Source organism: Clostridium sp. AF32-12BH (assembly GCF_003477935.1).
Lineage (GTDB): Bacteria > Bacillota > Clostridia > Lachnospirales > Lachnospiraceae > Brotaphodocola.
Genome location: NZ_QUEH01000011.1, coordinates 31,121 through 52,610, shown reverse-complemented (window position 1 = coordinate 52,610; position 21,490 = coordinate 31,121). Strand labels below are relative to the sequence as shown.

The window sequence follows — 21,490 nt, the reverse complement described above, 5'->3', positions numbered from 1 at the left end:
GCAGATAAAACTATAATAAGATAGGAAATAAGAGGACGAAAACTATGGCACAGTATACCGGAAAGGTCTGGGTCCTGGGCGATGACATCGACACCGACATCATCATCCCGACCGAGTACCTGGCCTTAAAGACCATTGACGATATGAAACAGTACGGCTTTTCCCCGCTCCGTCCGGAACTTGCGGGTCAGATCAAGCCGGGAGATATCATTGTAGCAGGCAAAAACTTCGGCTGCGGCTCTTCCAGAGAGCAGGCACCGGAGGTGATCAAGGCGCTTGGCATTCCCTGCATCATTGCCAAGTCCTTTGCGCGCATTTTTTACCGCAATGCTTTAAACAACGGATTGCTCTTACTGGAGCAGCCGGAGCTTCACGATGTGGTGAAAGAGGGCGATACCATCACCGTTACCGTGAATGAAGATGTTGATTACAATGGAAAGAAATACCCGATCGCTTCCCTGCCGGAGAACTTAATGGAGATCATCGAGGCCGGCGGTCTGGTCAAAGCCATGCGCAAACGCAACGGGCTGGATTAGAGTAGGAGGAAGCTATGGGACAGACAATCATTGAAAAAATTTTAGCACACAATACCGGCAAGGATGTAAAGCCGGGCGATATTGTTACCGTAAACGTAGACCGCGTGATGCTGGATGACATCATGATCCCGTTTATCGTGGACAAGTTCCATGAGATGGGCTTTGCAAAAGTATGGGACCCGGATAAGGTTGTTCTGATCTACGACCATCTGGTACCGGCAAGCCAGCAGGACGATACCCGTCATTTCCGCGTAGGTGATGCCTTTGTAGAGCAGTATGGCATCAAAAACATCCACAGAAGTGACGGAATCTGTCACCAGCTCATGACGGAGGCAGGCTATGTAAAGCCGGGGCATGTGGTATTCGGTACTGACAGCCACACCACGACTTACGGCTGTGTGGGTGCATTTTCCACCGGAATCGGCTACACCGAGATGGCTTCCATCCTGGGAACCGGAACTCTCTGGGTAAAGGTGCCGGAAACCATTAAAGTGGTGATCGACGGCAAACTGCCGGAAAGCGTGATGTCCAAAGACGTGATCCTCCGTCTGATCGGGGACCTGGGTGCAGACGGTGCGACTTACCGTGCCCTGGAGTTTACCGGTTCCGCCGTGAAAGATATGAGCATTGCCAGCCGCACGACCATGGCGAACATGGCAATTGAGGCTGGTGCAAAGTGCGCACTGTTTACTCCGGATGAGAAGACCGAGGAGTACTGTGAAATCAAGCTGGACGATTTCCAGAAGAGTCTGGTGGGCGATCCGGATGCGGTTTACTTAAAAGAACTTCACTACCAGGCGGAAGATTTTGTGCCGGTTATGGCATGTCCTTCCCAGGTAGACAAGATCCGCAATGTCAGCGAACTCGAAGGTACCGTCATTGATCAGGTATTTATCGGTTCCTGCACCAATGGCCGTCTGGAGGATCTGCAGGCAGCTGCAGAGATATTAAAGGGCAAGATCGTGGCTCCGTTTGTGAAGCTGATCGTAACTCCGGCGAGCCGGAAAGTATACGAGGAGGCTGCAGCATGCGGTGCCATTAAGACCCTGATCGAGGCAGGCGCGATCGTCACCCATCCGGGCTGCGGACTCTGCTGCGGACGTACCGGCGGTATCTTAAGCGACGGCGAGCGCGTTGTGGCAACCAACAACCGCAACTTCTTAGGACGTATGGGAACCTCCAAGGTGGAGATTTACCTGGCATCCCCGAGAACCGCTGCAGCCTGCGCTGTAGCTGGTAAGATTGTGAGCCCGGTATAAACATGGAAACAAAGTAACTTGATTGTTGCCTGGAAATGCAGCCCGGTTTGAGCTGCATTTGGGGCTCAATATGACTAGGGAAACCGGCTTGCGGCTGTCCCGTTGCATGGAGATTATGTATATGAAAGCGCAAAAACAGGAAAAAACGAATGTCATGCGTCTTCTGGATGCGGCAGGCATTTCCTACCGTGTCCAGGAGTATGAGGTGGATGAGAATGATCTTTCCGGCATCCACGTAGCAAACCAGATCGGCGAAGACCCGGACAGTGTTTTTAAAACCCTGGTATTAAAAGGCGAAAAGCGAGGATTTCTGGTTTGCTGTATTCCCGTGGCAGAGGAGCTGGACTTAAAAAAGGTAGCCAGAGCGGTAGGGGATAAGAAAGTGGAGATGCTTCCCATGAAAGAGCTTCTCCCGACCACCGGTTACATCCGTGGCGGCTGTTCTCCGATCGGCATGAAGAAAAAGTTTCCTACTTATATAGAAGAAACAGCAATTTTATTCGATGAGATCGCAGTCAGTGCAGGTATCCGCGGTGCGCAGGTCATCTTGAATCCGGAGGATTTAAAGGCTTACACTGAGGCAGAATATGCCAGTCTGACGATTGCATGATTGCGATCCTCCAGTATGTTTGCAGCTGCGAAACAGCAAAAAATGCGGATGTATCCGGAACAGAGTGCTGGAGTTTCATGGAAAAAGGAAACAATAAAGTTTACATAAAAAAGAGTCGACATTGTTCGACTCTTTTTTTATGACGGTATAATTAACAAAAATGTAATAATTGCGTAATAGTTCGGCGGAAAAATGAAACAAAAAAATGGCTGTTTAAGCGGGTAAACTTTGTGAAAAGCTATAGAAAAGCGCAAATTCCTGAAAATTCCGGGTGGCACTTATGACAAAAGTGTGAAAAACTTATTGACAGTTTCACTTGTCCCCCACTATAATATCGCCTGTCACAAGAAACGAAGTGATTTCAGGACTTAATTCCCACTTTGAGTCAAAATAATGCCATATTTAGGGAATCACTTGTAAGGAAGAAAGGAGCATATCATGTATCCATTTTGCTCATTTCTCCAGGCGATTTGTCAGCTTGTAAAAAACATGTTCACTCCGGTAGTGAAGATGACCAAGCGTTTATATCGCAGTGCGGCAGTCATCATGGCCGGAACTGCAGTCGTAGCCGTTATGACTTTTTCTTCTGCTGGATTTGCGGCGGGCGGACACAATGCCCTGACTGCTTATGCGGAGACTTCAGACGGGGAAGTTCCGGAAACGGAAACACCAGACGAAGCCATGGAAGAAATTGCTGGAGAAACGCAACTATTAACGGAAGCAAAGGTGCAACTGCGTCTTACAGATCCTGACAATTTGAGGAGCGGACAGCTCCTTGTGGGCGATACCATAGCAAGAAATATACAGGAACAAAATGCTGTACGTCAGGAACAGAAAGCTGTGATCGAGGAAAACGAAAAAGAAATCGAGCGGATTGAGGAAGAACGCCGCAGACTGGCAGAGGAAGAAGCCGCCAGAAAGGCAGAGGAAGAGCGCAGGCATGCAGAGGCAGAAGCTGTGCGTGCGTCATCGGTCATTTCTTTTTCAGACCAGGATTATGAGGTTTTAAAACGGATCGTAGAAGCTGAGGCAGGCGGCTGCGACATGAAAGGCAGGATTTTAGTAGCCAATGTCATTTTAAACCGTGTACGCGACGGCGAATTTCCATCGACCATAACGGATGTGGTTTACCAGCGCTCTCAGTTTTCACCAGTCGGCGATGGCCGGTTAAACAGCTGCAGTGTGTCGGAAAAGACTGTAGAGGCAGTCAATCGGGCATTGTCCGGGGAAGATTACTCCCAGGGAGCACTGTTTTTTATGAACCGGATCCGTTCACGATCCAGTAATGTCAGCTGGTTTGACCGGAATCTTACGTATCTGTTCCAACACGAAAAGCATGAGTTCTTTCGATAAAACAGAACCAGATATCGTGCATACGTCATTGAAAAATGCAAAAAAACGGTAAACTATGTTAAAAAACAGACAGAATCTGCCATAAGGCAGAAAAACGAAAAGAGAGTCCAAATGGATTCTCTTTTTGTGCATAAGAGAAAACTTAAAAAAACACTGTATACATAATCCAAAACTTATGGATTTCATGAGGATTTTCTTATGGTTTTTTTATTTCCAAATATTGACTTTTTCTTCACAAAATGAGATAATAAACGCGAATTTCGGTAAAAATTGATATCGAGGAAAGTGAAAGAGAGGTTGAATGAAGATGGCAAATATCGATTTAAGTCAGTATGGTATTACCGGAACCACAGAGGTGGTTTACAATCCTTCTTACGAGATGTTATTTGAAGAAGAGACCAAAGAAGGTCTGGAAGGTTATGAGAAGGGACAGGTCAGTGAGCTTGGCGCTGTCAACGTTATGACCGGTATCTATACAGGTCGTTCACCTAAAGACAAATATATCGTGATGGATGAGAATTCCAAGGACACCGTTTGGTGGACTTCCGACGAGTATAAAAACGACAACCATCCGGCAAGCAAAGAGGCTTGGGAAGCAGTTAAGGAAATCGCTAAGAAAGAACTTTCCAACAAGAGACTGTTCGTAGTTGATGCATTCTGCGGCGCAAACAAAGACACCCGCATGGCAATCCGTTTTATCGTTGAGGTTGCATGGCAGGCACACTTTGTAACCAATATGTTCATCAAGCCAACTGAGGAAGAGCTGAAAGACTTCAAGCCGGACTTCGTTGTTTACAACGCATCCAAGGCAAAAGTTGAGAACTACAAAGAGCTTGGCTTAAACTCCGAGACTGCAGTTGTCTTCAACATCACCAGCCGTGAGCAGGTTATCATCAACACCTGGTACGGCGGCGAGATGAAGAAAGGTATGTTCTCCATGATGAACTACTATCTGCCGTTAAAGGGCATCGCTTCCATGCACTGCTCTGCAAACACTGACTTAAACGGTGAGAACACCGCTATCTTCTTCGGTCTGTCCGGAACCGGTAAGACCACCCTTTCTACCGACCCGAAGCGTCTCCTCATCGGTGATGACGAGCACGGCTGGGACGACAACGGCGTATTCAACTTCGAGGGCGGCTGCTACGCAAAGGTTATCAACCTGGACAAGGATTCCGAGCCGGATATCTACAATGCAATCAAGAGAAACGCTCTGCTTGAGAACGTTACCCTGGATGCAAACGGCAAGATCGACTTCGCAGATAAGAGCGTAACCGAGAATACCCGTGTATCTTACCCGATTGACCATATTAAGAACATCGTACGTCCGATCTCCGCAGCACCGGCAGCTAAGAACGTAATCTTCCTGTCCGCAGATGCATTCGGCGTACTTCCGCCAGTATCCATTCTGACTCCGGAGCAGACCCAGTACTACTTCCTGTCCGGTTTCACTGCTAAGTTAGCAGGTACCGAGCGTGGTATTACCGAGCCGACCCCGACTTTCTCTGCTTGCTTCGGACAGGCATTCCTGGAGCTGCATCCGACCAAGTACGCAGAAGAGCTCGTTAAGAAAATGGAGAAGAGCGGTGCAAAAGCATACCTGGTTAACACTGGCTGGAACGGTACCGGCAAACGTATCTCCATCAAAGATACCCGTGGTATCATCGATGCAATCTTAAACGGTTCCATCAACACAGCACCGACCAAACAGCTTCCGTACTTCAACTTCGAGATCCCGACCGAGCTTCCGGGTGTAGACACCGGCATCCTCGATCCGAGAGACACCTATGCAGATGTTGCTGAGTGGGAGACCAAGGCAAAAGATCTGGCACAGCGTTTCACCAAGAACTTCGCAAAATACGAAGGCAACGCAGCTGGTAAGGCTCTGGTTGCAGCTGGTCCGCAGATCTAATCGCGAGATTAATTTCATATTGCAATATTCATGGAAAGGCTGCCCTTGTGGCAGCCTTTCCTGCTTCACAGGAGGCAAGGGCGGAGTGTTGACAAAGCATCGGTAAAATCCTGTTGCTGGGCACGCGTGCGTGAACAGAAAACAAAGCAAAGGCACTTCTGTGGATTCCAGAAGAAAAGAATGTGCATCGGTTGTATTTTCTGCTATACTGGAATCATAAATAAAAAAAGGAGACGAGGATGAAAAAATATATATTCTTTGATTTGGACGGAACTCTCACGGATTCGGCGGAAGGAATCACCAATTCCGTCGCTTACGCATTAAAACGCAACGGCATTTTTGTGGAAGATAAAACATCCCTGAATGTGTTTGTAGGACCGCCGTTGGTGGAAAGTTTTATGAAATATTATCACTTCGACCGTGAAAAAGCGAAAAAATCCGTGGGGATTTACCGGGAATATTTTGAGGAGAAAGGCATGTTCGAAAATGCCGTATATCCGGGAATTCCGGAGCTGCTTGCCGGACTGAAAAAAGACGGATACAAGCTCTACGTGGCAACCTCCAAACCGGAACCGTATTCCGTAAAGATCATCGGGCATTTTGGACTGGCAGAGTATTTTGAGATGGTCGGCGGTGCAGACATGAACGAAACACGAGTTCATAAAGGCGATGTGATCCGTTATGTTATGGAAAGCTGCAATCTGACCAACCCGGACGAGATTGTAATGATCGGAGACCGGGAAAATGACATGAACGGTGCAAAGCAGAATGGAATCGAATCCGTCGGCGTTCTTTACGGATATGGAAGCCGCGAAGAACTGGAAAATGCCGGAGCCTGTCATATCGCAAACGATGTGCAGGAGCTGGGACGCGTACTGCGGACCTTATAAACAATATTAACATATGACAAGGGCCGTGTGAGTTGCCGAAAGGCAACTCACACGGCCCTATTAAAGTTAATCAAATTGTTATTTCAGCTCTTCGATGCGCTCTCCGATGTAGTCGACCATCTGCTCTTTCGGCAGACCGAGGGCAGCCGAAAGTTCGCTGTAGAGGCAGTCCTCTGCCATGCGCAGATACTTCTCGTCTACTGCAGTGATCCGTTTTCCCTGTGCATTTCGCTGCAGCTTTCGCAGGTATAAAGTTTTGATGATCCGGATCCACTGGCGGCAGTCACCGGATTTCATACAGGTTTTATAGAGATCCTCCCGTTGCTTTTCATTGGCAATCCACAATTCTTTGATGTCCGGTATTTCACGGATCAGCTGTTCTGCCTCATCGTGGTTTAATACTTTGCGCATATAGTTTTTGGTGCTGTCTGTTGGAGTGAAAATTTTTCCGCCTTTCTGGGAAGAAGGCACCAGTACATAAAAAAGCCGTCCGCTTCCGGTCTGAAGCGGATCCATGGTAGTAATGTCTTGAATCTGGCATACGCCGGTTGTTCCGTAAACGATATAATCGCCTTTTTCAAACATGTTCACACATCCTTTTTCATTAACATAAAACGAAATTTACACATTCATTTTACCAGAATTTGGAGGCGAATTTCCAATGCTTTTTTACACAAAAGCGAAAGTTTGTGAAATAGTACTGTGTAGGAGTGATGTGTTTTTGTGGAAGATGACAATACAGGTTATAGAAGAAAGACGTTTAGAACCCGGGATTTTCGGAATGAAAAGAATAGAAAAGAATACGAAAGGATATACAAAGAACAAAAGAAAGAGCAGAGACGCCATTGGCATCTGTGCTCCTTCCTTTCTGGTGCGCCCAACCGTGCACGTCTGGTTTTATTTCGATTTTCCGTATTTCTCTTCGCAGTACATGCAGCGGTAAGTCTCGGTCTTCTCATCTGCAAGGTAGAAGATGTGCGGCAGCTCCTGTTCGATGGAGGTGATGCAGCGCGGATTCTTGCAGCGGATCACGTTGGTGATCTTCTTCGGCAGGTTCAGTGCCTTTTTCTCAACAATCTTGTTGTTACGGATCACGTTTACGGTGATGTTGTGATCAATGTAACCAAGTACATCAAGGTCGATGTTGTCGATCGGTCCCTCTACTTTGATGATGTCCTTACGACCCATTTTGCTGCTGCGTGCATTTTTGATGATGGCTATCTGGCAGTCAGTAAGACGGTCAAGACCAAGGTGATAGTAAATGTCAAGACTCTTGCCTGCCTGAATGTGATCCAGAACTACGCCTTCCTGTAATCCACTGATATTTAACATGGTTTTTCCACCTCCAGTAAAGTCATGATCAGAGCCATACGGACATAAACACCGTACTGAGCCTGTTTGAAGTAAGCAGCTCTCGGGTCATCATCCACCTCAGTGGAGATCTCGTTGACACGAGGGAGCGGATGCAGAACATACATATCTTCTTTGGCTAATTTCATTTTCTCCTTGTCCAGGATATAGCTGTCTTTTAAGCGGATGTAATCTTCCTCATTGAAGAAACGCTCTTTCTGGACACGGGTCATGTAAAGAATGTCAAGCTCCGGCATGGCTGCGTCTAAGTTGCTGACTTCCTTGAAGTCGATATTGTTCGCACGCAGGACGTCTTCACGGATGTATTCCGGAACTTTTAATTCGTCTGGGGAAATAAGTACGAAACGAACATTTGGATAGCGGACCATGGCGTTGATCAGGGAATGAACGGTACGGCCGAATTTTAAGTCACCGCAAAAGCCGATGGTTAAGTTGTCCAGACGACCCTTTAAGGAGCGGATGGTCATTAAATCGGTTAAAGTCTGGGTCGGGTGCTGATGTCCGCCGTCACCGGCATTGATCACCGGGATTCTGGAATTCATGGAAGCAACCAGTGCAGAACCCTCTTTCGGATGACGCATAGCCGCGATATCTGCGTAGCAGGAAATCATGCGGATGGTATCTGCAACGCTTTCACCTTTGGCTGCAGAGCTGGAATTGGCCGAAGAAAAACCAAGTACGCTGCCTCCTAAACTTAACATTGCGGATTCAAAGCTAAGTCGGGTTCTTGTACTTGGTTCATAGAAAAGAGTCGCCAATTTTTTGCCATCACAAACGTGAGCGTATTTTTTAAGGTTGTGTTCGATGTCAGATGCCAGTGTCAATAATTCGTCGGTCTCTTCAACGGAAAAATCCAACGGATTCAACAAATGTCTCATAACGTATCTCCTTTACTTTTTTTCTGGCAGCCGGACAAATTATCCGGCCGCAAGTCTTAGGACATTATAGCGGATTTTGTTTGGGATTACCAGTCCCTTTTTTAGAAAATATTTCATAAAAATACATCCTCTTTTTTGTGATATTTTTGGATAGTTTTTCTAAAATTCACTGTAATGAATCTGTAAGGAAGATTAAGAAAAAGTGGATATCTAAAAAGCTGAGAATACGGTATAATGAGCGTGAACAGAGAAGAAAAGCTGTTTTTGTGTATTCCAAAAACAGCAGATATCTGTGAGACATGGAGCAGCCGGAACGTGTTTGGTCCGTGCAGCGCAGGACTGGGACGACGATGCTCTCAGAGGAGATGAAAATGGAAGAAAAGAAGACACCCGTGATCCGGGTGAAGAATTTATATAAAATTTACCAGGTGGGCACAAATAAGGTCTATGCCTTAAACGGTGTGGATTTCACGATGTACAAAGGGGAATTTTGTGCGATTGTCGGTCCATCGGGTTCCGGAAAGTCTACGCTTCTGAATATGTTAGCCGGGTTGGAAAAACCGACAAAAGGCGAGATCATCATAGCCGGGAAACATATGGAACGGATGGATGAAAACCAGCTGGTGACGTTTCGGCGGGAAAATGTAGGTTTCATTTTTCAGTCCTACAATTTATTGAAAACGCTCAATGCCGTGGAAAACGTTGCTTTGCCTCTTTCGTTCCGTGGAGTACCAAAGAAGATACGAAATGCAAAAGCAGAAGAATATTTAAAGCTGGTTGGTCTGGAAAAGCAGATGAAGCATATGGCGAACGCCATGTCTGGTGGTCAGCAGCAGCGTGTAGGCATTGCACGGGCGCTGGTGGTAAATCCAAAGATCATTTTTGCGGATGAGCCAACCGGAAACCTGGATTCCAAAACGACCATGGAAGTGTTAAAGCTGATGCAGCGGATTGTGCGGGAGCAAAACCAGACCCTGGTTATGGTCACGCATGACAATTACATAGCCGGGTTTGCGGACCGGCAGTTCCACATTGTGGATGGAAAAATTCTGAAAATTGAGGAGCAGAAAGCGGACGAAGTGGGAGAAAAAATAGCGGAATCAGAACCAACAGAACCAGAACGGTTCGGAACATGTTTGAAATAGAGGAGAAGAGCAATGAAAAAAATGAAATGGAAGCGGCTTGCCGCCTTTGTACTGGCTGCGCTGCTGTTTGCAGGAGCTGTGCCACTTACCATGCCGGTGCAGACCTATGCATCGGAGGTAGCGGTGTATTCTGACAAGATCCAGCGGGGAAAGACAGGGAAATCCCTGACGGTCAGTTTTACCATTCAGAATCAAAGCGGAAGTGATATCAAAGACGCAAAGATCGCGTTTGACACCAGCGGCGGTGAAATCTGGGATGAGGATGAGGAAGACCGGCAGTATGGCTATTCTTTCCCGTTTGAGGTGACCGGAAAACTGAACGATACCGATCATCCAAAGGGAATCGGAACCATTTCGGACGGAAAAGAAAAGAAAGTTTCCCTGACCGGTACTGTGCGCCGGGATTTATCTGAGGGTTACTATAAGGTCCCTGTTGTAGTCATGGACAAAGACGGGGGCTGGATCGGTCATGAGGACCTTCGCGTCTGGATCACCAAATCCACTTCCAAGGATGATGACGACGATGACACTAACAAAACCTACGATTTTGTTTTGGGCGAAGGGCAGGATGCTCCGCGCGGCGTTTATCCGAATGTGATGAATTTTTCCATTGGCCTGCGTAACAACAGTCCGGCAACGGTATACAATGTGAAAGCGAGCATGGTCCTGGATGCGGACAATACGAAGTTCCCGTTTGAGATCAATGATGCCAACTACGACCGCATGTTTGACAAGATCGCGGTTGATGAGACGGTGCAGCTGGACTACAGCTTTGCTATCCGCAAGGAGTCCTACACCGGTTATTACCCGATCGCCATGAAAATCTATTATTCAGACAGTTCCACCGGGGAGGAACTGAAAACCTATGAGACGTCCTTCTTTGTCCATATTGTAAGTAAGCCGACTAAGGACGATTACGATGAATTTAATGAACATGACCGCACCAAGGCCCGCCTGATTATCGACGGATACAGTACCGATCCGGAAACCATCATTGCGGGAGAAAGTTTTGACCTGCTTCTTACCGTGAAGAACGCTTCCAGCAGTGTTTCGGCATCGGACATTCTTTTGACGGCAGAATCGGAGAAAGTTTCCGACAGTCCGGTATTCACCACGGAATCCGGATCCAGTTCTGTAGCAGTCAATTCACTTGGTGCAGGTGCATCGACGCAGGTGCGTTTTCGCATGGCATCGCGGGCGGGGGTAGATCAGCGTTCTTATGGACTTACGATCAAGGCAAAGTTCGACAGCCCGGAATTTAAAAATGCGGAGGAAAATATGGCGGTAGACATTCCGGTTAAGCAGATTCCGCGCCTGAACACGGGAACCTTTGAGGTGACCCCGGATTCCATCAATGTGGGCGAAGAGTCCAATATCATGTTTGGCATCAACAATACCGGCAAGGTGACTCTTTACAATGTGATGGCGAAGTTTGAGGCAGACTCCATCCAGACCACAGACACCTACGTCGGCAATATCAAATCCGGCGAGACCGGAAACGTGGACTGCATGGTAACCGGAGCGACACCGACCACAGACGACGGTAAAGTGAAAGTTATCATTTCCTACGAGGATGAAAATGGCGAGGTGTCAGAGGTAGAAAAAGAACTGACCCTGTTTGTAAGCGAACCTGCTCCGGATATGGACGAGATGGATCTGGACGGTATGGACGATATGCCGCAGGAAGAGCCGGGACCGATGCAGAAATACGGAAAGATCGTGCTGATCGCTGTGGCAATCGTCGCCGGAGCAGTAGCTGGCTGTGTTGTATACAAGCACCGGAAACGGAAAAAAGAGCAGGCATTGCTGGCAAGCGAAGAGGAACTGCAGGACGAAGATGATAAACAAGCTGACACCCGGGAAGGAAAATAGCCTGTGCAGGACAGGAAAACAGGATGAATGCCCTGGATTCTGTCAAACATTCGAAACAGAAGCATTTGAAATGGAACGTTGAGAGGAAACAAACACAATGAAATTTGTAGATCTGCTGGCGATGAGCCTGAAAAATTTAAGCAGAAGAAAACTGAGGACCGCTCTGACGGTCCTTGGTGTCGTGATCGGTACAGCGTCCATTGTCGTCATGGTTTCCCTTGGCATTGGGCTTAGTGAATTGAACCGGGAACTCATTTCTTCCTATGGAAGCCTGACCGAGATCACGGTCAACAATCCTTATAATGGCGACAGCACAAAAGATCCGCTCTATCTGACGGATGATGTGGTAAAGCAGATGGAAAAACTTCCCTATGTGACTGGGGTGTATCCGATGCTGCAGGTGGATGTGCTGATGCAGCAGGGAAAATATACCAGCAATGTGACCTTAAACGGTGTGCCTTACGAGTATCTGAAAAAAATTCCATTGGGGCAGGGAACGCTTTCATATTCATCCGATCATGAATTAAAGCTTATTTACGGCAATGCCATCATCCAGTGGTTTACCGATGCGAAAGGCAATAACACCTACTGGGAAACCGGGGAACTTCCGAACGTGGATTTCATGGGAAAGCCGATGTTTGTGATCTTTGATACGGATACCTATTACCAGTCCCAGAATGGTGGGGAAGATGCTCCAAAGCCGCCGAAGAAGTATCTGCTGAAAGCAGACGGTGTGGTAGAAGGCGGCGTGGACGATTACAACAGCTATGCCTATAACGTTTACACCAGGCTGGATCTTCTGGAAACCCAGCTGAAGCGGATCTTTAAGAAAAAAGCCATTCCGGGACAGCCGACAACCAAAAAAGGAAAACCTTACCGCTATTTCATCTACAATTCCTGCAGCGTCAATGTGGATGATATAGAGCATGTGGGCGAAGTACAAAAGAAGCTTACCGACATGGGGTTTCAGGCATCCAGCAACGCCGACTGGATGAAGCAGTCGGAGCAGCAGTCCAACATGATCCAGGCAGTGCTTGGCGGAATTGGTGCGGTTTCTTTATTTGTGGCAGCGATCGGCATTGCCAATACCATGATGATGTCCATCTACGAGCGCACGAAAGAAATCGGAATCATAAAAGTGCTCGGATGTGACATGAAAGTGATTCGCAATATGTTCCTGCTGGAATCCGGCTTTATCGGGTTTATGGGCGGCGTTGTGGGGCTGGTCTTTAGTGCGGGCATATCCTTTGCCATCAACCATTTGCTTCAGATCGGCCAGACCATGACCGGCATGAGCGGCAACATCTCCCGGATTCCGCTGTGGCTGGCGGCAGCCTCGGTAGGCTTTGCCGTGCTGATGGGCATGGCGGCCGGGTTCTTCCCGGCACTGCGGGCCATGAAGCTGAGCCCGCTTGCAGCAATCCGCAATGAATAGTGGATGAAAAGCACTTGAAAAAATACTTGCATTTTCCACGCGAATCCGCTATCCTGTATACAGAGCGTGTGACTGGCGGAAAGAGTGGGAAACCACAGGGGAGCACGCAAGTTTGAATTGCCGGCCGCCTGGGCACCATATTTTGTGGTACTCAGGCGGCCTTTTTGCAAATGTCGGGCAGATGAAACCCGAAACAGTTCTGAAAAAAGAAACAGCCGATTGGTAAGATACTGCAAGATATGGAAACAGTGAGATCCATCAAATGTTCATTCATAGGAGGAAACAGCGATGAAACAGTTATCCCTGCAGGAAGAGTTACAGGCAAACGCATACCCGGGAAGGGGCATTGTCATTGGAAAGACCCCGGATGGCACGAAGGCAGTGACGGCCTACTTTATCATGGGCCGCAGCGAAAACAGCCGTAACCGGGTTTTTGTGGAAGACGGTGAGGGCATCCGTACCCAGGCCTTTGACCCGGGCAAGCTGACTGACCCGAGCCTGATCATCTATGCGCCGGTCCGTGTGCTTGGAAACAAGACCATCGTCACAAATGGTGACCAGACCGACACCATCTACGAGGGCATGGACAAACAGCTTACCTTTGAGCAGTCCCTCCGAAGCCGTGAGTTTGAGCCGGATGCACCGAACTACACCCCGCGTATTTCCGGCATTCTTCACATTGAAAACGGACGTTATAACTATGCCATGTCCATCTTAAAGAGCAACAACGGCAACCCGGATGCCTGCAACCGTTACACTTTTGCTTACGAGAATCCGGTAGCAGGTGAGGGACATTTCATTCATACTTACATGCACGATGGCAATCCGCTCCCGAGCTTTGAGGGCGAGCCGAAATTAGTAGGAATCTTAGACGATATGGATGCTTTTACTGAGCTGCTGTGGAACAGCTTAAACCCGGACAACAAGGTTTCCCTGTTTGTGCGCTACATCGATATCACAACCGGCGCATATGAGACGAAAATCGTGAATAAGAACAAATAAGACGAAAAGTTAGGAAAAACAGGAGAGACAAATGCCAATGGGCAGCAAAGCTGCCAAACAAAAGAAAGGAAGAACGTGACGATGAACGAGATGGAATTAAAGTATGGCTGTAACCCGAATCAGAAACCGGCAAGAGTTTTTATGAACGATAACAAAGACCTTCCATTCCAGGTACTGAGCGGAAGACCAGGCTACATCAACCTGCTGGATGCATTTAACGGCTGGCAGCTGGTAAGAGAACTGAAAAAAGCAACCGGACTTCCGGCAGCAGCTTCCTTTAAGCATGTATCCCCGGCCGGAGCTGCAGTTGGTCTGCCGCTTTCCGAGACCCTGGCAAAGATCTACTGGGTTGACGACATGGGCGAGCTTTCTCCGTTAGCAAGTGCCTATGCAAGAGCGCGTGGTGCGGACCGCATGTCTTCCTTTGGTGATTTCATTTCCCTGTCCGATGTCTGCGATGTTTCTACCGCAAAGCTCATCAAGCGTGAGGTTTCTGACGGTGTCATTGCACCGGGCTATGAGCCGGAAGCACTGGCCATCTTAAAAGAAAAGAAAAAAGGCAATTACTGCGTAATCCAGATCGACCCGGATTATGAGCCGGAGCCGATCGAGCGCAAGCAGGTGTTCGGTGTAGTCTTTGAGCAGGGCAGAAATAACCTGGATATCAACAAAGAGATGCTGGCAAACGTTGTGACGGAGAACAAAGAAATCCCGGATCAGGCAAAGATCGATCTGGTAATTTCCCTCATCACCTTAAAATATACCCAGTCCAACTCTGTGTGCTACGCAAAGGACGGTCAGGCCATCGGCATCGGCGCAGGCCAGCAGTCCCGCGTACACTGCACCAGACTGGCAGGCCAGAAAGCGGATAACTGGTTTTTACGCCAGGCACCGCAGGTATTGAACCTGCAGTTCGTGGATGGCATCAAGCGTGCAGACCGCGACAATGCGATTGACGTTTACATTGGTGACGAGTACATGGATGTTTTGGCAGATGGTACATGGGAGAAGACTTTCAAGGTAAAACCGCCGGTATTCACCAAGGAAGAAAAACGCGCATGGTTAGACCAGATGACCGATGTGGCATTGGGCTCTGACGCATTCTTCCCGTTTGGTGACAATATCGAGCGTGCACATAAGAGCGGCGTGAACTATATTGCGCAGCCGGGCGGATCCGTTCGCGACGACAACGTGATCGAAACCTGCAACAAATACAACATGGCGATGGCCTTCACCGGCATCCGCCTGTTCCACCACTAGGAGATACGGGAAACCGGCAGCAGCCAGAACATGCAGGGCTGCTGCATCCCCCATGTTTGCCGGAGTGGAACAAAAAACATGAAATTGGAGGATGAAAAGATGTTTATTACCTGTTTAGACTTAGAAGGAGTTCTGGTACCGGAAATCTGGATCGCATTCGCTGAGGCCAGCGGCATCCCGGAGTTAAAGCGCACCACCCGCGATGAGCCGGACTACGACAAGCTGATGAAATGGCGTCTCGGAATCTTAAAGGAGCACGGACTTGGCTTGAAGGAGATCCAGGAAACCATCGAGAAGATCGACCCGATGCCGGGGGCAAGAGCGTTTTTGGATGAGCTCCGGGAGCTGGGACAGGTAATCATCATCAGCGATACCTTCACCCAGTTCGCAAAGCCGCTCATGAAAAAGCTGGGCTGGCCAACCATTTTCTGCAACGAGCTGGAAGTAGCAGAGGACGGCGAGATCACCGGATTTAAGATGCGCATTGAGCAGTCCAAGCTCAGTACCGTCAAGGCGCTGCAGTCCATTGGCTTTGAGACCATTGCCAGCGGCGACAGCTACAATGACCTTGGCATGATCCGCGCCAGCAAGGCCGGCTTCCTCTTTAAGAGCACCGATCAGATCAAGAACGACAATCCGGATCTTCCGGCATATGAGACGTATGAGGAGTTGCTTGCAGCGATCAAGGCAGCGTTATAGATTTTGGACATGGCAGACGAAATGACAAAGAACGTGTGACCGATGCATTTCCAAAGAAAAGCAAAAGAGAGCAGATTTCCGAAACAGGAGATTTTGCTCTTTTTGTTTTGCGGGAAATTGTGTTTTGTGAAATCAAAAGAACTTTGCGAGGAAAAGCGTCAGCGACAAGTCTTGTAGATGGTTACTGGAAAAATGTGTTAAATAGAGAAGAAAATAATGAGAAGAAAATAATGAGAAGAATGTGAATAATAGTAATTGAAAATTACAGAAAAATGTGAAAAAATATACGGGAAAAGAAAAAGTGTTATACTTAATAAATGAAATAAACGTTGCTGGACACGCATGCGCGAACAGCGACAGATAAGTATCGATTTCATAGGAGAGAAAACAGTATGCGTACAAAACGATTAGGCGATATGCTCCTGGAACTTGGTCTGATCACGCAGGATCAGTTAAAGGAGGCACTTGAATTCCAGTCCAAAGAAAAGGACCGTCTGGGAAGCATTTTGATCAAACATAAGTTCATTACGGAAGGTCAGCTCATCGATGCCCTCCGTATGCAGCTTGGCATCGATTACATTGATATTACCAAGGTTGACATTGCACCGGAGATGTCGCAGTATGTCCCGAAAAACCTGGCAAAGCGCACAAACGTTGTGCCGGTGCGCCTTTCTAAGGATCAGCTGTTTTTAGCGATGGCGGATCCGTTGAACTTCATGGCAATCGAGGAAGCGCAGCGGACTTCCAAAAAACGGATCATCCCGATGATCGCATCAGAGCCTGCAGTGAAGCACGCCATCAACGTCCTTTACGGAAATGAAGGTGCGGCCCAGGCCATGGCACAGATCCGCGCGGAGAATGCGGCCGCCCAGGAACAGGAAGCGGCACCGAGAACAGCGGAAAACCAGGAAAGTGCAACGCCGATGGTGCGCCTGGTCAATTCCATCATTGAGCGTGCTTATTCAGAAAATGCATCTGATATTCATTTCGAGCCGACCGAGGAAGAACTGGTCGTGCGCATGCGTATCGACGGTCAGCTGCACCGGATCATGACGATTCCGGGAGAACTGAAAGACTCTGTCATTTCCCGTCTGAAGATCATGTCCAGACTGGATATCGTGGAAAAACGGATCCCGCAGGATGGACGTGCCGTGCTTCCGATGAAAGGGACTGACCTGGATATGCGTACCTCGACCCTTCCAACGATCTATGGCGAAAAAGTGGTAATCCGAATCCTGCGCAGAAATGAGGAATCTTTAAACCGGCGCGGCATTGGTATTCCACCGCTGGAAGATGAGAAGATTGATAAATTGTTGGGTCTGACTTCCGGAGTGATTATGATCGTGGGACCGACGGGTTCCGGTAAATCTTCCACCATGTATACACTGGTGCGCGAACTTCTTTCTGACCGGACGAACCTGATCACGCTGGAGGACCCGGTGGAGTACCACATCAAGGGGGCGACCCAGGTGCAGATCAATGAAAAAGTGGGACTGACCTTTGCATCGGGCCTGCGCTCGATTCTGCGTCAGGACCCGGATATCATCTGTGTTGGCGAGATCCGTGACGGCGAGACCGCTGAGATCGCCATGCGTGCTGCCATGACCGGACATCTGGTTATTACTACGGTACATACGGAGGATGCCATTTCTGCAATCGACCGTCTGCGCGATATGGGTGTGCCGCCGTATCTGATCGCAGCGGGCCTGCGCGGTGTCATTTCCCAGCGCCTTCTCAGAAGAATCTGCCCAAGCTGTAAGCAGGAGATTGTTCCGGAGAAGAAAGCCCTGGAGCTTGCAGGAATCCCGGATATTCCGGGTCAGAAATACTGGCAGGGTGCAGGCTGCGACCAGTGCTTCCGTTCCGGTTACCGCGGACGAATCGGTGTCTTTGAAGTGATGATGATCCAGGAAGAATTGCGTCACTGTATTTTAGAGGGAGCAGACCGCCGCAGATTTATGGAAGTAGCAAAGCGGGAGAGCGGATATGTGCCGATGTCGGAACATGCGCGCAAACTGGTGCAGGACGGAACTACCACGGTGGATGAGATGATCCGCACACTGACGACATTGTAAAATGGAAGTTTATAAAGAAGATTGCCTGATACAGGAAAGCGTAAACGACGGATCAGTATGGAATGAAACAGAGAGGACAGATATGTACAATATAGAAGAATTGATCGAACTGGCTGCATCAAAAGGAGCATCAGATGTTCATCTGATCGCGGGTCTGCCGTCGAAATGCCGCATCGATGGCCGGATCATGACACTGACGGAAGAACCCTTAACGCAGGAAGACTGCGAGGAGTATGGACGTCAGCTGGCTGGTGTGCACAGTAAAAAAATTGAAGAGATCGGGCAGCTGGATTTTTCCTCCACGATAGCCGGACGACGGATCCGTATTAATCTGTTCCGGCAGCAGGGAAATCTTTCGGCTGCACTTCGAATCTTAAGCAACAGCATTCCAAAACTGGAGGACCTCGGTCTGCCGCAGGCAGTACGTCAGTTTTCCCGTTGGAACAAAGGCATTGTGCTGGTGACTGGAGAAACCGGAAGCGGAAAATCCACCACGCTGGCAGCAATCCTGGATGAGATCAACCGGAGCCGTCCGCTGCACATCATCACCCTGGAGGATCCAATTGAGTATGTATACACACCGCAGAAAGCCATCATCAACCAGCGTGAAGTGGGCATGGATGTAGAAGATTACGAGCATGGTCTTTATGCGGCGCTCCGTGAGGATCCGGATGTCATCCTCATCGGGGAGATGCGAAGCCCTGAGACGATTGAGACCGCTCTGGTGGCTGCGGAGACCGGGCATCTTGTTTTTTCAACTATCCACACCAATTCCGCGATCGACAGTATCGACCGTATCGTCGGAGTATTTCCGGAAAATAAACAGCCGCAGATCCGCCTGCAGTTATCCATGACGCTGCGTGCCGTTTTAGCCCAGCAGCTGGTGCCGCGTGCAGCAGGACGGGGGCGTGCCGCAGCCTGTGAACTGATGATGGTCACCCCGCCGATCAGAAATCTGATCCGTGACGGAAAAACCCCGCAGATGCAGAGCTATCTGCTGGCCGGTACGAAAGACGGTTCTGTTACGATGGATAATTTTTTGTGCGAATTGGCGAATAAAGGCATCATCATGCCGGAGACCGCTGTCGAGGCGGCAGAAGATCCGACGGAAATGCGGCAAAAAATGATGATGTTCTAACATAAATTTCATATTTAAGCGCTTTTTTGACACAATTTGTGTATTTTTTTGTATACAATCCGGGCGTGCTTTTATGCTTTTCTTTACAAACAATCATTGCGATGATAAAATGACGTTACAAATTGGAAAAAACGCTTGTGATTGAGATGACCTTGCTGTAATGTTTCGCAGTGGTTTTTGTGCTGCGCAGACAGCAGCGGATTTGTACATCCGGTGCAAAAGCCTAAGGTTAAGGTTTGGAGGTAAAATGCGATGCCGAATTTTTCATATCGGGCACTCGGCAGAGACGGAAAAGAAGTCCGCGGTGTGCTTCAGGCGGAAAATGAGACAGCGGCAGCAGCCAGAATCCGTGACAATTATCCGGTTTTGCTCAGTATCAGCAAACAGGCAGAAAAACGAAAAGCAGTCAATCTTCTGGAAATGGAGATTGGCAGCAAAAAGATCAAGACCAAGACGCTTTCCATTCTTTGTTCCCAGTTTGCAATCACACTCCGGTCCGGCATGTCCGTGTCCAGAGCCATGCAGATGCTGGCGGGACAGTGTGGGGACAAACGTCTCCGCAAAATCATGGAAGAAGCCGGACAGGAAGTCTCGGCAGGAAGTACTGTGGCAGCTGCACTGGAACAGTACAGCGAACGCTTTCCACTGACCTTTATTGAAAACATAAGGGCAGGAGAACAGTCTGGTACCCTGGACAAGTCGTTCGACCGGTTACATAAGTTTTACGATAAGGCTTACAAGACCACAGAAAAAGTCAAAGGCGCCCTGACATACCCTATGTTTGTCATCGCCATTGCCATTGTGGTTGTCATCATTGTCATGGCAAAGGTTATTCCGACACTGGCCGATGTCTTTTCCGACCTGGGCGGACAGCTTCCGCTCATGACACGGATGCTCATCGATACCTCGGATTTCTTTGCAAAATGGTGGATTTTGATACTGGCTGTGCTGGTATTGCTGAAAGTTGTGAGCAGCATTTACGCCAAAACAGAGACCGGCAAGATCCAGAAAGCAAAACTTGCCTTATCCATTCCGCTTGTAGGACCTGTCAACCAAATGAACGCAGCAGCCCAGTTTGCCAACACGATGTCGGTACTTCTGGCAGCAGGCATCACCCTGGACCAGGCCATTGAAACCACAGCGAAGGTCATGGACAATGCATTGTTTCAGTATGAAGTCCGTTCCATGAAAGACAGCATCGAGCAGGGACGCACCCTTTCCGACTGTCTGCGGAGTAAAAAGTATTTTCCCCAGACCATGATCGACATGTGTTCCGTGGGAGAAGAAACCGGTGAACTCGAAGAAACCCTCGAAAATGTAGCAGATTATTACACCAACGAAGCCGATTACCGGGTACAGCGTTTGCTCGCCATGTTGGAGCCAACCCTGTTGGTCCTGCTATCCATCTTCGCCGGAATCATCGTTGTGTCCATCTACCTGCCGATCTTTACGATGTATGACCTGATGTAGGTTTTTGATTTAGGATTGGCAACAGGAAACAGAATGATACGGGAGCAAGACCCGTTCAGGAATAAATATTTACAAAGGAGTATGATCATGATGAAGAACTTATTCAAGAAGTTCCGTGAGAACAAAAAAGGTTTTACACTGGCAGAGCTGCTGGTTGTAGTAGCAATTGTGGGTATTCTGGTTGCAATTTCGATTCCGGTGTTTACGTCACAGCTGACAAAGGCAACGAAAGCAACAAATTTGGCAAATGCTAGAGCGGCTAAAGCTGCAGCTGTAGCAGAGTATTTGACCAGTGAGAATACTACGGCTGCTTATTATGATTATGATGTAGCTGCTGGAACTGTGAGTGAAGATAAAAAATCAAAGGATGCTATGGCGGCACATACTAATGAGGTTAATTTAGATCAAGAAACTATGAGTGGTGGTACTGCAATTGGTGCTAAAAAGTTTACCAAGTTTTCGGTTTCAGTTGAACCGGTGACAAACAAAAATTCAGCCGATGTTACGGTATATGCGGCCGAGTAAAATTGGGAAATAGAACCCAAATAAAAATAGTGGATGGGATTTCCCATCCACTATTTTAGT

General features: G+C 48.3%; 19 protein-coding genes, 1 pseudogene and 1 riboswitch. Of the genes and pseudogenes, 17 read left to right on the top strand and 3 right to left on the bottom strand.

Going from position 1 to position 21,490, the window contains the following annotated elements:
- Nucleotides 1-44: 44 nt before the first annotated feature.
- From DWZ40_RS12020 to DWZ40_RS11995, 6 genes are all read left to right on the top strand, one after another.
- The gene (locus DWZ40_RS12020; RefSeq protein ID WP_118543259.1) at nucleotides 45-536 is read left to right on the top strand and encodes a 3-isopropylmalate dehydratase; all 492 of its coding nucleotides are present in this window, start codon (nucleotides 45-47) and stop codon (nucleotides 534-536) included.
- A 14-nt stretch (nucleotides 537-550) separates the two neighbouring features.
- Nucleotides 551-1,795 (top strand): 3-isopropylmalate dehydratase large subunit, encoded by a 1,245-nt coding sequence (locus tag DWZ40_RS12015; protein WP_118543258.1) that lies wholly within the window; start codon nucleotides 551-553, stop codon nucleotides 1,793-1,795.
- Nucleotides 1,796-1,910: 115 nt separating this feature from the next.
- The gene (gene ybaK / locus DWZ40_RS12010) at nucleotides 1,911-2,405 is read left to right on the top strand and encodes a Cys-tRNA(Pro) deacylase (RefSeq protein ID WP_118543257.1); all 495 of its coding nucleotides are present in this window, start codon (nucleotides 1,911-1,913) and stop codon (nucleotides 2,403-2,405) included.
- Nucleotides 2,406-2,894: 489 nt separating this feature from the next.
- Nucleotides 2,895-3,758, top strand: coding sequence for a cell wall hydrolase (locus DWZ40_RS12005; RefSeq protein WP_243035326.1), 864 nt, complete (start codon nucleotides 2,895-2,897; stop codon nucleotides 3,756-3,758).
- Nucleotides 3,759-4,065: 307 nt separating this feature from the next.
- Nucleotides 4,066-5,670 (top strand): phosphoenolpyruvate carboxykinase (ATP), encoded by a 1,605-nt coding sequence (pckA, locus tag DWZ40_RS12000; protein WP_118543338.1) that lies wholly within the window; start codon nucleotides 4,066-4,068, stop codon nucleotides 5,668-5,670.
- Nucleotides 5,671-5,909: 239 nt separating this feature from the next.
- The gene (locus tag DWZ40_RS11995) at nucleotides 5,910-6,560 is read left to right on the top strand and encodes an HAD family hydrolase (RefSeq protein WP_118543255.1); all 651 of its coding nucleotides are present in this window, start codon (nucleotides 5,910-5,912) and stop codon (nucleotides 6,558-6,560) included.
- A 78-nt stretch (nucleotides 6,561-6,638) separates the two neighbouring features.
- Here the strand turns inward: DWZ40_RS11995 and DWZ40_RS11990 are convergent, their stop codons facing one another.
- The 3 genes from DWZ40_RS11990 to pyrB all read right to left on the bottom strand — a co-directional run bounded on the left by DWZ40_RS11990 (nucleotide 6,639) and on the right by pyrB (nucleotide 8,809).
- Nucleotides 6,639-7,145 (bottom strand): CarD family transcriptional regulator, encoded by a 507-nt coding sequence (locus tag DWZ40_RS11990; protein WP_118543254.1) that lies wholly within the window; start codon nucleotides 7,143-7,145, stop codon nucleotides 6,639-6,641.
- Nucleotides 7,146-7,457: 312 nt separating this feature from the next.
- The gene (locus tag DWZ40_RS11985) at nucleotides 7,458-7,892 is read right to left on the bottom strand and encodes an aspartate carbamoyltransferase regulatory subunit (protein WP_118543253.1); all 435 of its coding nucleotides are present in this window, start codon (nucleotides 7,890-7,892) and stop codon (nucleotides 7,458-7,460) included.
- Nucleotides 7,886-8,809, bottom strand: a complete 924-nt coding sequence (pyrB, locus tag DWZ40_RS11980; RefSeq protein WP_118543252.1) for an aspartate carbamoyltransferase — start codon at nucleotides 8,807-8,809, stop codon at nucleotides 7,886-7,888. The genes DWZ40_RS11985 and pyrB overlap by 7 nt, the downstream gene beginning before the upstream one ends.
- 371 nt (nucleotides 8,810-9,180) lie before the next feature.
- Here pyrB and DWZ40_RS11975 point away from each other — a divergent pair, with 371 nt between their 5' ends.
- From DWZ40_RS11975 to DWZ40_RS11925, 11 genes and pseudogenes are all read left to right on the top strand, one after another.
- Nucleotides 9,181-9,954, top strand: coding sequence for an ABC transporter ATP-binding protein (locus DWZ40_RS11975; protein ID WP_118543251.1), 774 nt, complete (start codon nucleotides 9,181-9,183; stop codon nucleotides 9,952-9,954).
- 12 nt (nucleotides 9,955-9,966) lie between these two features.
- A complete protein-coding gene (locus DWZ40_RS11970) occupies nucleotides 9,967-11,826 on the top strand; it encodes a CARDB domain-containing protein (protein ID WP_118543250.1) in 1,860 nt (619 codons plus the stop codon).
- Nucleotides 11,827-11,923: 97 nt separating this feature from the next.
- Nucleotides 11,924-13,261 carry an FtsX-like permease family protein gene (locus DWZ40_RS11965; protein WP_118543249.1) on the top strand — a complete coding sequence of 446 codons (1,338 nt, stop codon included), beginning with the start codon at nucleotides 11,924-11,926 and terminating at the stop codon, nucleotides 13,259-13,261.
- A 58-nt stretch (nucleotides 13,262-13,319) separates the two neighbouring features.
- Nucleotides 13,320-13,402, top strand: a riboswitch (ZMP/ZTP riboswitch).
- A 147-nt stretch (nucleotides 13,403-13,549) separates the two neighbouring features.
- On the top strand, nucleotides 13,550-14,263 hold the full coding sequence (locus DWZ40_RS11960) for an IMP cyclohydrolase (protein ID WP_118543248.1): 714 nt from the start codon (nucleotides 13,550-13,552) through the stop codon (nucleotides 14,261-14,263).
- 72 nt (nucleotides 14,264-14,335) lie between these two features.
- Nucleotides 14,336-15,523, top strand: a pseudogene (locus tag DWZ40_RS11955) (phosphoribosylaminoimidazolecarboxamide formyltransferase); the annotation flags it as partial.
- A 99-nt stretch (nucleotides 15,524-15,622) separates the two neighbouring features.
- Nucleotides 15,623-16,222, top strand: coding sequence for a bifunctional phosphoserine phosphatase/homoserine phosphotransferase ThrH (thrH, locus tag DWZ40_RS11950; protein WP_118543337.1), 600 nt, complete (start codon nucleotides 15,623-15,625; stop codon nucleotides 16,220-16,222).
- Nucleotides 16,223-16,257: 35 nt separating this feature from the next.
- Complete coding sequence (locus DWZ40_RS11945; protein ID WP_118543246.1) at nucleotides 16,258-16,467, top strand: hypothetical protein; 210 nt, start codon at nucleotides 16,258-16,260, stop codon at nucleotides 16,465-16,467.
- Nucleotides 16,468-16,614: 147 nt separating this feature from the next.
- Complete coding sequence (locus DWZ40_RS11940; RefSeq protein WP_118543245.1) at nucleotides 16,615-18,297, top strand: GspE/PulE family protein; 1,683 nt, start codon at nucleotides 16,615-16,617, stop codon at nucleotides 18,295-18,297.
- Nucleotides 18,298-18,379: 82 nt separating this feature from the next.
- A complete protein-coding gene (locus tag DWZ40_RS11935; protein ID WP_118543336.1) occupies nucleotides 18,380-19,435 on the top strand; it encodes a PilT/PilU family type 4a pilus ATPase in 1,056 nt (351 codons plus the stop codon).
- A 252-nt stretch (nucleotides 19,436-19,687) separates the two neighbouring features.
- Entirely contained in the window at nucleotides 19,688-20,905 is a 1,218-nt protein-coding gene (locus DWZ40_RS11930; RefSeq protein ID WP_118543244.1) for a type II secretion system F family protein, read from the top strand.
- Between the two features lie 87 nt (nucleotides 20,906-20,992).
- Complete coding sequence (locus DWZ40_RS11925; protein ID WP_243035325.1) at nucleotides 20,993-21,430, top strand: prepilin-type N-terminal cleavage/methylation domain-containing protein; 438 nt, start codon at nucleotides 20,993-20,995, stop codon at nucleotides 21,428-21,430.
- Nucleotides 21,431-21,490: the final 60 nt, after the last annotated feature.

Coding starts and splice junctions, on each gene's coding strand:
- DWZ40_RS12020 (WP_118543259.1), top strand. CDS start 45: ATGGCACAGTATACCGGAAAGGTCTGGGTCCTGGGCGATGACATCGAC.
- DWZ40_RS12015 (WP_118543258.1), top strand. CDS start 551: ATGGGACAGACAATCATTGAAAAAATTTTAGCACACAATACCGGCAAG.
- ybaK (WP_118543257.1), top strand. CDS start 1,911: ATGTATATGAAAGCGCAAAAACAGGAAAAAACGAATGTCATGCGTCTT.
- DWZ40_RS12005 (WP_243035326.1), top strand. CDS start 2,895: ATGTTCACTCCGGTAGTGAAGATGACCAAGCGTTTATATCGCAGTGCG.
- pckA (WP_118543338.1), top strand. CDS start 4,066: ATGGCAAATATCGATTTAAGTCAGTATGGTATTACCGGAACCACAGAG.
- DWZ40_RS11995 (WP_118543255.1), top strand. CDS start 5,910: ATGAAAAAATATATATTCTTTGATTTGGACGGAACTCTCACGGATTCG.
- DWZ40_RS11990 (WP_118543254.1), bottom strand. CDS start 7,145: ATGTTTGAAAAAGGCGATTATATCGTTTACGGAACAACCGGCGTATGC.
- DWZ40_RS11985 (WP_118543253.1), bottom strand. CDS start 7,892: ATGTTAAATATCAGTGGATTACAGGAAGGCGTAGTTCTGGATCACATT.
- pyrB (WP_118543252.1), bottom strand. CDS start 8,809: ATGAGACATTTGTTGAATCCGTTGGATTTTTCCGTTGAAGAGACCGAC.
- DWZ40_RS11975 (WP_118543251.1), top strand. CDS start 9,181: ATGGAAGAAAAGAAGACACCCGTGATCCGGGTGAAGAATTTATATAAA.
- DWZ40_RS11970 (WP_118543250.1), top strand. CDS start 9,967: ATGAAAAAAATGAAATGGAAGCGGCTTGCCGCCTTTGTACTGGCTGCG.
- DWZ40_RS11965 (WP_118543249.1), top strand. CDS start 11,924: ATGAAATTTGTAGATCTGCTGGCGATGAGCCTGAAAAATTTAAGCAGA.
- DWZ40_RS11960 (WP_118543248.1), top strand. CDS start 13,550: ATGAAACAGTTATCCCTGCAGGAAGAGTTACAGGCAAACGCATACCCG.
- thrH (WP_118543337.1), top strand. CDS start 15,623: ATGTTTATTACCTGTTTAGACTTAGAAGGAGTTCTGGTACCGGAAATC.
- DWZ40_RS11940 (WP_118543245.1), top strand. CDS start 16,615: ATGCGTACAAAACGATTAGGCGATATGCTCCTGGAACTTGGTCTGATC.
- DWZ40_RS11935 (WP_118543336.1), top strand. CDS start 18,380: ATGTACAATATAGAAGAATTGATCGAACTGGCTGCATCAAAAGGAGCA.
- DWZ40_RS11930 (WP_118543244.1), top strand. CDS start 19,688: ATGCCGAATTTTTCATATCGGGCACTCGGCAGAGACGGAAAAGAAGTC.
- DWZ40_RS11925 (WP_243035325.1), top strand. CDS start 20,993: ATGATGAAGAACTTATTCAAGAAGTTCCGTGAGAACAAAAAAGGTTTT.